This is a genomic window from Phormidesmis sp. 146-20, from assembly GCF_052939475.1.
Genome location: NZ_JBJPHT010000004.1, coordinates 174,269 through 188,985, shown reverse-complemented (window position 1 = coordinate 188,985; position 14,717 = coordinate 174,269). Strand labels below are relative to the sequence as shown.

Annotated in this window: 11 protein-coding genes; 6 read left to right on the top strand and 5 right to left on the bottom strand. The window is 47.2% G+C overall.

All coding sequences use genetic code 11. From position 1 onward, the window contains the following. The first annotated feature begins 169 nt into the window (after positions 1–169). Positions 170–325, top strand: a complete 156-nt coding sequence (locus ACKFKH_RS05645; protein ID WP_446857268.1) for a hypothetical protein — start codon at positions 170–172, stop codon at positions 323–325. Positions 326–523: 198 nt separating this feature from the next. On the opposite strand, the gene lipB is transcribed toward ACKFKH_RS05645, so the two are convergent. Then, positions 524–1,195, bottom strand: a complete 672-nt coding sequence (gene lipB / locus ACKFKH_RS05640; protein ID WP_446857267.1) for a lipoyl(octanoyl) transferase LipB — start codon at positions 1,193–1,195, stop codon at positions 524–526. Positions 1,196–1,443: 248 nt separating this feature from the next. On the opposite strand from lipB, the gene hpf reads away from it, so the two are divergent. Then, positions 1,444–2,094, top strand: coding sequence for a ribosome hibernation-promoting factor, HPF/YfiA family (gene hpf / locus ACKFKH_RS05635; protein WP_446857266.1), 651 nt, complete (start codon positions 1,444–1,446; stop codon positions 2,092–2,094). Between the two features lie 414 nt (positions 2,095–2,508). After that, positions 2,509–4,617 carry an elongation factor G gene (locus ACKFKH_RS05630; RefSeq protein ID WP_446857265.1) on the top strand — a complete coding sequence of 703 codons (2,109 nt, stop codon included), beginning with the start codon at positions 2,509–2,511 and terminating at the stop codon, positions 4,615–4,617. Positions 4,618–5,094: 477 nt separating this feature from the next. On the opposite strand, the gene ACKFKH_RS05625 is transcribed toward ACKFKH_RS05630, so the two are convergent. Beyond that, a complete protein-coding gene (locus ACKFKH_RS05625; protein ID WP_446857264.1) occupies positions 5,095–5,316 on the bottom strand; it encodes a ChaB family protein in 222 nt (73 codons plus the stop codon). Between the two features lie 27 nt (positions 5,317–5,343). On the opposite strand from ACKFKH_RS05625, the gene hemL reads away from it, so the two are divergent. Together hemL and ACKFKH_RS05615 are read left to right on the top strand one after the other, a co-directional pair. Continuing rightward, positions 5,344–6,765, top strand: coding sequence for a glutamate-1-semialdehyde 2,1-aminomutase (gene hemL / locus ACKFKH_RS05620; protein ID WP_446857263.1), 1,422 nt, complete (start codon positions 5,344–5,346; stop codon positions 6,763–6,765). A gap of 244 nt (positions 6,766–7,009) precedes the next feature. After that, positions 7,010–8,218: an NACHT domain-containing protein gene (locus ACKFKH_RS05615; RefSeq protein ID WP_446857262.1), complete on the top strand. Its 1,209-nt coding sequence runs from the start codon at positions 7,010–7,012 to the stop codon at positions 8,216–8,218. Positions 8,219–8,507: 289 nt separating this feature from the next. Here ACKFKH_RS05615 and ACKFKH_RS05610 read toward each other — a convergent pair whose 3' ends face one another. From ACKFKH_RS05610 to ACKFKH_RS05600, 3 genes are all read right to left on the bottom strand, one after another. After that, positions 8,508–8,951: a phospholipase A2 gene (locus ACKFKH_RS05610; RefSeq protein ID WP_446857261.1), complete on the bottom strand. Its 444-nt coding sequence runs from the start codon at positions 8,949–8,951 to the stop codon at positions 8,508–8,510. A gap of 310 nt (positions 8,952–9,261) precedes the next feature. Further along, positions 9,262–9,846, bottom strand: coding sequence for a hypothetical protein (locus tag ACKFKH_RS05605; RefSeq protein ID WP_446857260.1), 585 nt, complete (start codon positions 9,844–9,846; stop codon positions 9,262–9,264). Positions 9,847–10,119: 273 nt separating this feature from the next. Beyond that, complete coding sequence (locus ACKFKH_RS05600) at positions 10,120–10,545, bottom strand: hypothetical protein (protein ID WP_446857259.1); 426 nt, start codon at positions 10,543–10,545, stop codon at positions 10,120–10,122. Positions 10,546–10,894: 349 nt separating this feature from the next. Between ACKFKH_RS05600 and ACKFKH_RS05595 the strand changes: the two genes are divergently transcribed. Beyond that, positions 10,895–14,626 carry a WD40 domain-containing protein gene (locus ACKFKH_RS05595; protein WP_446857258.1) on the top strand — a complete coding sequence of 1,244 codons (3,732 nt, stop codon included), beginning with the start codon at positions 10,895–10,897 and terminating at the stop codon, positions 14,624–14,626. The last annotated feature ends 91 nt before the right edge of the window (positions 14,627–14,717 follow it).

Here is a 14,717-nt window from a genome sequence, read left to right as displayed (position 1 = left end):
CAACTGCACGTTTAGGAGCGCAGAGAACCTATTTCGAGCCTGACGAACCCTGAACCGGAAAGTTTCCGAGCACGATCGCAAATTTTGTATTACTTTCCTTCGCCGCTCACTGCCTGGGTTCCATAGCTATTCGGGCAACCCAAAATTCCCCACCCGTCAAGGCTGTCGAATGCCGTTAGCTTCGCAAGTGCCTTCAGAAACGCGCCTAAAAGAACAAAGTTTGCCTTCGCAGATTAGGCCGATTCAGGCTTTGTTAATCCGAGAAGGCGGACTGTGTTCTCGTAGCTGCGGTTTGAACCGCCAGGCAAAAAGTTTTGTCAGTTAACGTGAATTCGACAGAGTTTTTTCGCTTCGTGATTCAGCACTTTCGCCCCCCAACCCCCCAATCTGGGGGACTTCCGGATGGGATTTTTTGCTCAAAGTCCCCCAAACTTGGGGGATTTAGGGGGCTGCCCGGAGCGATCACCGCAGCGAAGGATTTTATCGAATTCACGTTCAGTTAACTAGCACCGACCCATAACCTTTATTCAACCCATTCCACCTCAAAAACCTCAGCAAAAGCCTTCACCACATCGGGCTTAATTTGTTGAACCGTGATGCCTGGAATGAACTGTTCTAAACTACCCACAGGCCGGTCAGGAATGCCACAGGGGACAATTTGATCAAACCCCCGTAAATCAGGGCAAACATTCAGCGCAAATCCGTGCATCGTAATCCAACGGCTGACTTTGATGCCGATCGCTGCTACTTTTCGCCCTTCGACCCAGACTCCGGTTAAGCCAGCAATTCGCGTTCCGCTCAAGCCATAATTCGCCAAAACTTGGATAATCACTTCTTCTAACTGGCGCAAATACCAATGCAAATCTTTTTGGTAAAACTGCAAGTTCAAAATCGGGTAGCCCACCAATTGACCCGGACAGTGATAAGTTACCTCGCCTCCTCGCTCAACCCGGTGTAATTCGTACGCTGTTTGGGTGGGATCAAACTTCAAAAAGTCGAGTGTTGCGCCGTGACCCAGGGTGTAAACGGGAGGATGTTCTAACAAAATCAAGACATCGTTTAACTTAAGATTTTCTTTATGTTCTGCGACTAGCTTTTGCTGCCAGGCCCAGGCTTTTGAGTAAGGAATGAGACCGCGATCGTACAGCACACAACAGCGCGTCAAAGATAGACTTTCTAAAGGTGAAAAACTCACAGGCGATCGCAATCTTACCTTTAATATAAACGAATTCTAAACGGCTGACGTATCCCAACGCAAATGCTATTTACAATGTCTTAGAACCGCTGAGAAATCAAGGGGAGTTACTCCTAAATTGCCCTTAGATTACAACAGAAATTATCAAGAATTATCACAGGATGCAACACATTCTAAAGAGGACTGTCTGCCAGAATACAAAGTGTTAGGGTAACAGTAACACCCAAATCTTTAAGGGGAGAGCCTCTATGAAGCTTGTTATCCAGGGCAAAAATATCGAGATCACTGAACCGATTCGTGAGTATGTCAACCAGAAGATTGAGAAGGCCGTCAGCCACTTTCAAAACCTGACCACCGAAGTTGATGTACATCTATCTGTTGCTCGAAACCCCCGGATCACGCCCAGTCAAATTGCTGAGGTGACAATCTATGCCAATGGTGCCGTTGTGCGCGCCGAAGAAGGGAGCGAAAGTCTTTACGCCAGCATTGATATGGTTGCCGACAAGATTTCTCGACAGCTTCGCAAATACAAAGAGAAACGCTACGATAAGCGACACGAAGCCAAAACATCAGAAGTTCTAACCGATCAACCTGTTACCGAATTGTCCCTCGATCGCACCCCCGAACTTCCCGCCACTGTTTTACGAACCAAGTATTTTGCGATGCCACCAATGACGATCGCAGAAGCGCTAGAACAATTGGAACTAGTTGGACACGACTTCTATATGTTTTGCAACTCAGAAACAGGCGAAATTAATGTCGTTTATGAGCGAAATCATGGCGGACATGGCGTGATTCAACCCCGCAAAAACAACGGACACACTCACTCTAGTAAAAATGGAAAAGCCCACACAAACGGTCATTCAGCCGTCGATCGCGAAGGACACACTGTAAGTTAGCGCCGAGGATTCCAAATTTCTAACGTTAGATCCCTGACTTCTTAAAGAGGTTGGGGATCTTGTGTTTGATAAGCTGTTATATTGAACTCAGTTGTCATCACTTCAAAAACAACTTTATTAAGATAAACGGTTAATTTGATCACAAAGCGATCGCGCTACTCCATAATTCAGACATACCAAATTTTCTTCGAGATCAAAGCATTGATTGACCTGATCTATTTACCTGATCAAAGGTTTTGCGAAAATTTCTGATCGACTAATCCGTGGATGAAGGATGTCGTCACTTTCCAGCTTTGCCCAAATTCTTGATCCAGCTTGGACAACCTTTAAGAAAAATTCGCCAATCGATCGCAGACTGCTTAATTTTTGAGGCAGTTGAGATGACTTACTTTTCTTTTTTTCAGGGAGGAATGTATGAGCGATAGACTATCATCGGGTTCCCGAAGCGTTGCGATCGTGGGGCCCTATTTAAGTGGAAAAACAACCCTTCTCGAAAGCCTTTTGTGGGTGACAGGCGCAACGACTCGCAAAGGCAATGTGCAAGATAAAAATACGGTCGGAGACAGTGCCCCAGAGGCCCGCGATCGTCAAATGAGTGTCGAAGTCAACGCTGCCAGCACCCAATACGGCGGCGTTTCTTTTAATTTTCTCGATTGTCCGGGGTCAGTCGAATTTTCTCAAGAAACCTACAATGTGCTGATTGGCGTGGATGCCGTTGTCGTCGTGTGTGAAGCGGTGAGCGATCTCTTCGAGTTACCCGCAAGGGGTCGCGTTCTTAGCCTTGCGCCCTTATTCAAATTTCTCGACGATTGGGAGATTCCGCATCTAGTTTTCCTCAACAAAATGGATCGGGCTGATGTCGATTTTATGGAGGTTTTGCACGCACTCAAATCGATTTCTAGCCGTCCTTTGGTGCCGCATCAATACCCCATTGGGCGGGGCGAAACGCTCACAGGCTTTATCGATTTGGTCACCGAGCAGGCCTATCACTATCATCCGGGTGCCCCTGCCGATTTCAAAGAGATATCTGCTGAAGCAGATCGCGTTCCGTTTCCCAACGAATTAAAGGAACAAGAAACGATCGCTCGGACTGAAATGTTAGAAACGCTATCCAATTTTGACGACCATTTGTTAGAAGAACTGCTCGAAGACATTGAGCCACCCGAAGCAGAAATCGTTCAAGATCTCAAGCTGGAATTGGGCGCAGATTTGATTGTGCCTGTGTTTGTGGGGGTTGCCGATCGTGATTTTGGCGTTCGTCCTTTATTGGATGCTCTAGTACGCGAAGCGCCCGACTCCGAAACGACCGCAGAACGACGCGGCATTATTCTCAGCGCCAGTACGCCGTTGGCTCAGGTTCTCAAAACCTACTTCACGCCTCAAGGGGGAAAACTCTCGCTGGTGCGGGTTTGGCAAGGCACGATTCAAGATGGCACCGTGCTAAACGGGGTGCGAGTCGGCGGCATTTATCGTCTAACCGGGCAACATCAGCAGGGGTTACAGTCCGCTCAGGCAGGTGAAATCGTCGCCCTGGGACGGATGGACGGCATCAAAACGGGCGATACGCTCACCTGTGTCGAGGCCCAAAATGCGACAGAGTTGCCCAAAGCCGAGAAAATTGAACCCGTCTACGCCCTCGCGATCAATACCGAAAAACGCAACGATGAAGTCAAACTCACCGGAGCATTGACCAAACTGTTAGAAGAAGACCCTTCACTACACTGGTATCAACACGGCGACACTCACGAAATTATTCTCTGGGGTCAGGGCGAAATCCATTTGCAAGTAGCGCTCGATCGCCTTCGTCGCAAATACAATCTGCCCATGTGTACCCATTTGCCGCAGGTCGCCTACAAAGAAACGATTCGTAAATCCGCCACCTCTCACGGACGCTACAAACATCAGACAGGTGGACACGGCCAGTTTGGCGACGTGTATTTGGATATCAAACCCATGTCACGCGGTCAAGGCTTTCAGTTTGCCGAAACGATCGTCGGGGGAGTCGTGCCCAAACAGTACATTCCAGGCGTGGAAACGGGGGTACGAGAATATCTAATTCGCGGGGCGTTGGGCTTTCCCGTCGTCGATGTGGCGGTAACCTTAACAAATGGGTCTTATCACAGCGTCGATAGCTCAGAGCAAGCCTTTAAGCAAGCGGCCCGATTGGCGATGCAAGAAGGATTGATCAAGTGTGAGCCTGTTTTACTTGAACCGATCGTGCGGGTGATTCTCTCAATTCCGACAGATTTCACCTCCAAAGTGCTGCGGCTGGTGAGTGGTCGGCGCGGTCAGGTGTTGGGTTACGACGCAAAAGCCGATTGGCAAGGTTGGGACGAAGTGACCTGTCTGTTACCCCAGGCGGAAATGCACGATCTGATTGTGGAACTGCGATCGCTCACAATGGGCGTGGGTTCTTTTCACTGGCAACCCGACCACCTACAAGAAGTCCCTGACAAACTGGCGGAACGAGTTCTCTCAACGATGGGAAATGGGAACGAGAACGGTCGATCGCACAGCCATTAAACCTGGATTTTAATCTGGATTCGATGAAGTTTTTTCGCAAAGTTCTCTACTCGTGGGGGATTTAGGGGGCTGCTAGATTAACAACCGCAGCGAAAGATTTTATCGAATTCACGTTAATGTCAATTCGATGAGAGTTTTTTCGCTTCGTTGTTCACGCCTTCTGCCCCCCAACCCCCCAATTTTGGGGGACTTTAAGAGAGGAATTCTGGTTCAAAGTCCCTCACTCGTGGGGGATTTAGGGGGCGTTCCTGGATCTAAAAGCGAAGCGAAGCGTTCATCGAACTGACGTCACGTTAAAAGCGATCGAATCACGCGCTTGTCATAGAAAACTCAATCAAAAAGGGAGAGCGATCGCCATTCAGCAAAATCGTTCTCCCTTTTTTCAATCCAACGAATTTGAAATTTCTCCTCAACCAATTGCAGAGCAAATGCCCCTAAAATTCACAATCTAAAAACCAAAATCAAAAAATCAGAAAATTAACCAACTTCAACCACTGCCAGACAAACTTCTTGAGAGATGCCACTGTTTAGACTTACGGCCTGGTTTCTGACAGCGCTCCAGGCGATTTGATGAGCTTTGGTCTCTTCCCCATACCACTGAAGAGCAGAGTTAAACGCTACTCTGTAAAAGTGTTGAGCCGTCTCAGAAAGCTGATTGCGAATGCTCGCAGGTAACTCCTGATTGTTTTGGTACGACATCCTAGCCGCCTCCGGTAAGTGAGATAATTGTTTAGTATTGCTTGCAAAACTCAGAAATCTGCCTATCTTGAGGAATATCTTCGGAATTGGCATCAGAAAGCACTGCTACAGCTATTGCAACGCGATCGCAATGGATTAAAGGAGAAAACATTGATTACAGGCACTTTGAGAACCACTAAATCAGAAGAAATCTTTGCCGCTGCTCAAAAACTAATGCCCGGTGGAGTCAGCTCTCCCGTACGAGCGTTCAAATCGGTGGGCGGGCAGCCGATCGTCTTTGATCACGTCAAGGGCGCATACGCCTGGGATGTCGATGGCAATCAATATATCGACTACATTGGCTCCTGGGGGCCGGCCATTTGTGGTCATGCCCATCCCGATGTGTTAAGAGCGCTTCATGAAACGTTAGAAAAAGGCACCAGTTTTGGCGCTCCCAATGCCTTAGAAAATGTCTTGGCGGAAATGGTAATCGATGCCGTCCCCAGCGTCGAAATGGTGCGATTTGTCAATTCAGGGACTGAGGCTTGTATGTCGGTTTTGCGACTGATGAGAGCCTTTACTAACCGCGAAAAGCTGATCAAGTTTGAGGGCTGCTATCACGGTCACGCCGACATGTTTTTGGTCAAAGCAGGCTCTGGTGTCGCCACGTTGGGCTTGCCCGATTCTCCTGGCGTTCCTAAATCGACGACCAACAATACGCTGACCGCCCCCTTCAATGATTTGGACGCGGTGAAAGCTCTGTTTGAGGCGAATCCGGGCGAAATCGCAGGTGTGATTTTGGAACCGATCGTCGGTAACGCTGGCTTTATTCCTCCCGAAGCTGGCTTCTTGGCCGGCCTGCGCGAATTGACTCGCGAACATGGCGCGTTGCTCGTCTTTGACGAAGTGATGACAGGCTTTCGGATTGCCTACGGCGGCGCACAAGAAAAGTTTGGCATCACGCCAGATTTGACGACGCTGGGTAAGGTGATCGGCGGTGGGCTGCCTGTGGGTGCCTATGGCGGTCGCAAAGACATCATGGCGATGGTTGCCCCGGCTGGCCCCATGTATCAAGCCGGAACGCTGTCTGGCAATCCGTTGGCGATGGCGGCTGGTATCAAAACATTGGAACTATTGCGCCAACCAGGGACGTATGAGCAACTCGATCGCATCACCTCCCGCCTGACTCAAGGGCTTCTGCAAGTTGCCAAAGAAACAGGTCACGTCGCCTGCGGTGGCTCGATTAGCGGCATGTTTGGCTTCTTCTTTACTGAGGGCCCGGTTCACAACTACGAAGACGCGAAGAAGTGCGATTTGAATAAGTTCGGTCGCTTTCACCGGGGCATGTTAGAGCAGGGCGTTTATCTGGCACCGTCTCAGTTTGAAGCGGGATTTACTTCCCTGGCGCATACCGATGAAGATGTCGATCGCACCCTGGAAGCCGCCAAAGCAGTCATGACCAGCTTGTAGAGAAATTTGAGTTCTGGCTTGAATCGCAACTCAAAATCAACCTGCAAATTCTGGTTAGCATGGAATATTCGACATCAGGGCAATCTTTTTGGGGTTGCCTTTTTTGTTGTAGTTAATCCGCGAAGCGAGTTAGCACGAGTTAATCTCCGCAGGGATTAAAATCTAAACGTTGCGTTAGGGTTTCCGTAATTCCTCGGAGGAAATGATAGAACAGAGGCGTGAATGATGTTTAGCGAGTTGCCCCGTGTCTAAACTTTTTCAGCGTCAATGGATCTTGGTTTTTGTTCTGACATTTCTAATTACTTTTGGCTCGGTCACGGCAACGCATTCTCAAACGCCTTCAAGTCGAGATGCGGTAATTCTTGAGATCAAAAAGTCTGCCGATCGACATGTCAAAACAGACAGTTCGATGCAAACTGCAACAGTGCTAAAGCAATTTGAAAAGAATGATGCAGGACTGACTCCACCTGAAATTATTACAATTTACGAGGAGGAATACGCCCGACTCAAGGAAGCAAAGGAGGCTGACCCCTGGGAGCAGTTTTTACCGAAAGTGGGGTGGGTTGCTGCTGGTTTACTAGGTCTTTGGGCGATTTGTCGAGACACGATTAACACCTGGACGAAAACGCTTGCAGACAAATTCTTTAAGGCAATCTACAACCGATTTGCTGGGACGAAACTTTTCTGGGGCATTGCGTTAAAGAAATATCATCAGGCGTTGATTGGCAAATATCGCGAACTCAAGGTTCCGTTTCGCTCTGCCGATCGACCGCTCAAAATGCAAGATGTCTATGTGCCGCTCAAGGTCAAGGGTAGCCAAAATTATGACTTAATCGATGCATATCAAGCGGTTTCGCAGTACAAGCGATTGATGGTGACAGGGAAACCGGGATCGGGCAAGTCGATGCTGCTCAAGTATTTGACGCTGAGTGAGGCAGAGGGGCGGTTGGCGAGTTTGCCAGATCAGCCTGTAGCAGTTTTGTTGGAGCTATTTCGCCTGAGTGATGGGTCTGAGATTTTGCCGCAGTTAGTCAAGGCGCTGGAGCGAGAGGATTTTCCACACGGGGAGAACTTTTTGCAGCAGGCGTTAGACAAGGGAACGATTTTGCTGCTGTTGGATGGGCTGGATGAAGTGGGAAGTGCTGCCCGATCGCAAGTCATTCAAAAGCTCAAAGATTTTCTCGATACCTATGAAAAGTGTCGGTTTGTGATGGCTTGTCGATCGCAGGTTTATCAAGGCGAATTTAGCGATCGCGTCGATCGCACGTTAGAAGTCGTTGAGTTTACTGATGTGCAGATGCGGCGATTTCTCAAAGCTTGGGCGATGCCGCCAGAGAAGTCGATCGATCAATTAATGCAGACATTGCGTGATCGTCCTCGCATTCTCGAACTGGCGAGAAATCCATTGCTGCTCACAATCATCGCTAAATCCCCCAAAATTGGGGGACTTTGAACCGTAGATCATTCTTAAAATTGGAGAATTTTTCCATCTTAAAGTCCCCAGAATGGGGGATTTAGGGGGCTTTCCGAGATTTCACAACTCAAATCGGACTGCCATAGTTCAGCAATTTTCAAAGGGCTAGAATCTTCAACAAAGTCAGTTCGATGAAGTTTTTCGCTTCGTTAATGAACGCTTCTGCCCCCCAAGCTGCCAATTCTAGGGAACTTTCAAACAAGGTTCAAAGCTCATCGAACTGACATTAACTTCAGCAAACTTGATATTCAATTAGTGCCATTTTCTTCTAGGGTGTTAGCCGTCTTGTCCCTGTCGCGGTGAGTGCTGCCACTGCTTTATAGTATTTATTAGCCGTGTCGTAGCAAGCAACTCGCCGTACTCCTGGTCGATGTTGTTGCCTGCAAGCTCTCCTCATGTTGGACAAGAAGCGTTGATCGCACTCTTGAAACCCTAATTTAGCCTGAAAGCGCCGTCTGATGCGACCTCGGTCATTCTGCAAACGCTGTCTGAGGTTGAAATAGCAACGATCGTGAGCAATACAAGCCTCCCGAAAATTAGCGATTTTTGGAATACGATCGGGTGACCATGTACAAATATCCGTCTTAAAACCATCAATAGTCCCACTACGCTTTGCAGTTGCACTCATCGGTAAAACGGCTTCCAAAGCCATTCCGCTTGATAAGACAACACTTGATAAGAAAAGTCCAATCCACTTGTCCTTAATGTTCATCTTTTCCTCTATTAGTCCTGTTAATTACAAAGCGCTATGTTGCTGAATGGAATCGTTCAGGTTCAAAAATTACGTTCCGAGATTGTAGTCGAAGGGGCAGCGATCTAGCTTCAGGTTGATAGACGGTAATGCTAAATGCACTTAAACTGAATGCACTTAAAGCACCCATTACAAAGAGTTGCATGATGACTGATCTCCTACTGTGTTTCAAGCTGTGTTTCAAGCTGTGTTTCAAGATTGAATGTGAGCGATCGTGGTTAGTTAGAGTCCACTAAATTCCAGTTGTTTGATGCAAGTGAATATGGGGCAGTTAAGGCAAGCGATCGCGCACCAGATCCCAAATCACCTTTTCATATCGCCACTGTTCTGATTGGTTGGGATAGTTTGTACAGGCTTGCTGGAGTAGCCGATTTGCGGTGCTGCGATCGCCCTGTAGCAGAGTCAGCAGCTTCAAGTAAAGCGGATGGTCAGTAGAGAATGTAGGAGTTGGAGAAACGGCTGGCTGATTCAGTTTCCGCCTGGTTTCTGAGGACGGTTGGGCTTCGGGATGAAGTAGATGATTGGTCGCGTCGGTAGTAGTAGTGACCGCTGGAGAAGCAGTAGTTTGGTTGACTGCTTGTATGAGATCTTGTGGTGGTTGGGCTTCGATAGCTTGCTCATAGGTTGGCAGTTCCTCACGGCGACTCACCAGAAACAAACTACTGATAAAAATGGTTAGATAGCTACTAGCGACAAACAGCAACATCAGTCCCAAAGGAAATGAGATTGCAGGCTCCGGTTTAGAGATGAGTGCAGTTCTCAATTGTGGATATGGCGCAATATTCTCTACTAATGCGTGAGAGGTAAGTCTATTGAGTTGATTTGAAAGTTGACTTGAAATCGGTGGGATTGGCATCGTTGACTCCCTGTTTCAAGATGAATGGATTGTAGAGTGATGTGAATTCGATGGGAGTTTTTCGCTTCCGTCTTCAGCGCTTCTGCCCCTCAACCCCCAATCTGGGGGACTTTTAGATCATAGTCTTCGTTCAAAGTCCCTCACTCGTGGGGGATTTAGGGGGCTGCCCGGATTTGTAACGGCAATGAAGGATTTCATCGAATTCACGTTAGAGTGGAAGCGATCGCTAGACGTGAAAGAGCGATCGCTGACAATCATCCTGCTCAGAAACCACTATTTTTTACAGTATCCAGACTGGTCTACATAGATTCCTTGCACTGCTCCACCCACTAGATGCCTAAATCGCAAACACTTATTAGAAGTTGCAGCGTCTTCTAATTTGTCCATGAGCAGCCCACCGTATACTGCCCCAGCAGCCCCACAGACAGCAGCGCCAACTCCACCGATGGGTGCACAAGCAATGCCAGCAGCACCGCCAATCGCACCTGCACTAGCCCCTTTATATTTAGAAAGCTTGCTCCATAGTCGTCTAGTGGTGCCTCGCTTGAGGTAGGTACTACAGGTGGCAATGCCGCAAGTGTATACAAAGCTTCTTGTTTCAGTCAGTTTTCTCGCAGCTAGAGCCGGAGTAGTTGTAGCATTAAAGATCAAAGCGAGTCCAACAATCAAGGTAGAAGTGCGAACACGATTTAACTTCATAGAAGCCTCCTTTTTAGTCAAAAAATCAATGCTTTAGAAAATACCAACTTGGCGAAAACTGTTTACCGCAGCCTTCATCAAGGGACGATTTGGACATTATCTTGCTGAGAAGTGAAATTCAGCGATTCAACGAAACGTTCAACACAAGATGTTTGATAGCTACATTGCTGTCTAAAGCACAACTCCAACCCACGCTGAGAGTGTATTCTGGACTTATTCCCTAAAGCAAGAAAGGATGGGTAAGGCTGGAAAGGGGCTTAGAGTCTTGAATCGATAGCTTGGGGAAAGTGTATGGATTGGGGAAGTCCCAAAAAATCCCCAAACTTTCTTGAATTCTGAGGGGACATCTATGGCAAGAGTGAGCTACGGTTCTAAAGCACAAGCCCAAGCCAAACACCTTCTAAACTCTCTGCTCGCTTATGCAAATAGACTTGAAAGTGAGTGCAACCCCATTCCTAATAGAGATTTCTCGATAACCTGGCAAACTGAACAGCGGTGTGTGGTTCGCACAAAAATTAGGGTTTTGCAAGAACTCACAACTCGATCGCCAGGTCACGACCCGTTAAACTCAGAACAAATTAGAGAATCGCTCAAATGCTACCGAGATTTTCTTAAAATTTTGCAAGACCATCGGACGGCTACTCAAGGCGCAGAATACTGGCACTTTACTCTTGAATTGTGGCATCCCCGTCAGGAGAGTGAAGCAAACCTATCGCGATTTGACACTGAGTGGGAGCAGCGAAAACAGCCCCGGCCGCGGGAAAGCCGTAATGGATTGAATGCTGCAATTCCACTAACTTTGGCGAAGCAAATCGGAACGATCGCAGGCGCACCCAATGTTTCAACCCTTTATGGGCGAACAGCAGAACTAGAAACGCTGAGACAATGGATACTTGAGGAGCGCTGTCGGTTAGTGGCGATCGTCGGCATGGGTGGCATTGGCAAAACGGCACTTGCTGCTAAATTTGCTTACTCTTTTAGGCAAACATTCGATCAAGTCATTTGGAAATCACTGCTTCAAGCGCCTCCATTAGAAACGCTCCTCTCAGAAATTCTTCAAACCCTCGTTCCGGAACAAAACATTCCTGATCACATACCTGATCGCATAGACACCTGCACAACTCAGCTACTAAAACAATTGCGTCTAAATCGCTGCCTCTTGATATTAGACAACCTTGAGGCGATTTTACACAACGGTGAGCTAGTGGGAACTTGTCGAGCAGGTTATGAAGGATATGAAGATCTGCTTAAGCAGCTTACGGACGTGCCTCACCAGAGCATTGTTGTACTGACAAGTCGATACAAGACTAAAGAAGTCTTTGCGCGGGAAAGCGTAAAAACACTTCAACTCAGAGGACTACAAACACCTGAAGGGGAAGCCATTCTGCATCTAAACGAGCTATGTGGCACTTCAGAAAACAAAAAACAGTTAATTGAGTCTTATCAAGGCAATCCCCTTGCTCTCAAGCTTGCCTCAGCTTCGATCCGCGATTTGTTTGATTGCAATATTGCAAATTTCTTACAGCTAGGAACTGCCCTCTTTCGAGAAGTCTCAAACCTGTTGGATGAACAATTTGAACATCTCAGTCCATTAGAACAGCAAATTCTATACTGGCTTGCAATTAATCGCGATTTCATTTGCATGACAGATCTACAGAACGACCTAATTTCTACTAGACCAGCAGAATTACTCCAAGCGTTAGAATCTGTGCAGCGTCGATCGCTCATTGAACAAAGCCAAGCTAGTTATACGCTCCAACCTGTTGTCATGGAATATGTCACTGAGCGCTTCATAAACCAAATTGTCAGTGAAGTGGTGACGCAAGACATTAAACTATTCAACAGTCACGCCCTGGTCAAAGTACAAGCCAAAGACTACGTGCGAGAAACGCAAATTCGATTAATTGTTCAGCCTGTCATTGTTGCTTTAGAGAACAAGCTGAGAACAAAAGCTCGTATTGAAATCCGTCTTGAAGACCTTTTAGCCACTCAACAGCAGCAAGATCCGGGAGAGCGAGGGTATTTAGCTGGAAATATACTGAATCTTTTTAGAGAACTTAAAACAGATTTGAGCGATCGCGACTTCTCAAATCTAACCATCTGGCAAGCAGATCTTCGAGGCTTAAAGCTTCATCGAACTAATTTTGCAAATGCCAAGTTTGATCGGTCTAGTTTCACGCAAAAGATCAATTCAGTTCTTGCGATCGCGTTTAGCCCAGATGGTAACTATCTTGCTGCGGGTGATACGGGTGGCGAGATCTATGTTTGGCAAGTTGTCGATGGTCAAATATTTCGTGAATTCAAAGAACATACTAACTGGATCTTCTGCCTTGCATTTAGTCCTGATAGTAAAACTCTAGTCAGTGGTTGCGGTGATAAAACTGTGAAGTACTGGAATGCAGCGACAGAACAACTAACAGAACAACTAATTAGAACATTGCAATGTAAAGATGCGATTTTTTGTGTGGTGTTTAGTCCCGATGGTCAGACAGTTGCGATCGCCAGTGGAGATGGCACGATCGAAATCCGGAGTCTCAAAGGAGAACACTTAAAGGTATTTCGAGGACACACCGAGCGAGTCTGTTGCGTTGCATATAGCCCTGATGGACGCTTACTCGCCAGTGGAGGTGCCGATCAAACGGTGAAAGTGTGGGACGTTGATTCTGAACAACTACTCAACACGCTGCAAGGACACACAAATCAAGTTCGCTCTGTTGCCTTTGGCCCTGATGAAATTTTGGTCAGTAGTAGTGAAGATCAAACCATTAAGCGATGGGATTTTAAGACTGGGTATTGCATTCAAACATTAAGCGAACATACTGACTGGGTGGATGCGATCGCATTTAGCGCGGATAAACAACTGCTGGCTAGTGCCAGCGAAGATAAAACGATTAAACTCTGGGATGCTCAAACTGGAAAGCTTCTAAAAACATTGGGTGGACATAGAAGACCCATTAGAGCATTGACTTTTCACCCTCAGAGTCGAGTTTTGGCAAGTGGGGCCGAGCAATCAGTGAACTTGTGGGATGCAGACAGCGGACAGATTTTGAAGACCTTCCAAGGCTTTGCAAATCCGGTTCATCGAGTCGTGTTTAGCTCAGATGGTCAGAGGGTGGTCAGTGCCCATGAAGACAGCGTAATTCGCGTCTGGAATCAACAGACAGAACAACCTCCGAAGACTTTAGAAGGACATGCAGGTTCAGTTCGTCGGATTAGCTTCGCCCCCAATAACCAACTCCTGGCGAGTTGCAGTAATGATCACACTGTGAAATTGTGGAACGTTGATTCGGGGCAGCTTTTAACGACATTTCAAGGACATCAAGGGATAGTTTGGGCAGCAGCTTTCAGCGCAGACGGCAAAACGATTTCTAGTTGTAGTGCTGATCAGACGATCAAAGTGTGGGATGCTTCGCAAGTGAAGCTGTCTGGGGAAAATGTGGTGGAGGTGAAGTCATGTCTTAGAACATTAGAAGGACATCAAGATTGGGTCGTGACAATTGACCTCAGCGCAGAGTGTCAAATGCTCGCAAGCGGAAGCTTTGATAAAACGATAAAGCTCTGGAATTCTGAAACTGGAGAGATTGTTAGAACCCTACAGGGTCACACCAGTCCAGTACTTACAGTTTGCTTTGACCCTAGCGGACAACTGCTTGCAAGTGGCAGTGACGACCTAAAAGTTAAGCTCTGGGATATTCAGACTGGGGACTGCTTGAAGACTTTGAACGGACATACCCAGAGCATTTGGTCGATTTGCTTCATAAATCTCGAAGGACGCGAAATTGTGGTCACTGGAAGTGCCGATAAAACGATTAAGCTGTGGGATGTTGAGACTGGGGAACACTTAAAAACATTAGAAGGACATACCAAGCACGTTCTTTCTGTTAGCTTTCATGACGACAGTCAACGGTTGGTCAGTGGTAGTGCAGATGGAACAATCAAATTGTGGGACGTGCAGACAGGCGAATGTTTGAGAACCCTAGAGGTTGAGCGTCCTTATGAAGGGATGAACATTGCACGAGCAACTGGACTCACAGAGGCTCAGAAGCAGACACTCAGTGCTTTAGGTGCGATCGCTCAGTAGTTCGTGATTTCAGAAAACTTTAGTTGAAGGTTACGTCAACTTGATGAAGTTTTTTCGCTTCGATGTTTAGATCTTTTACCCCCAACCGCCC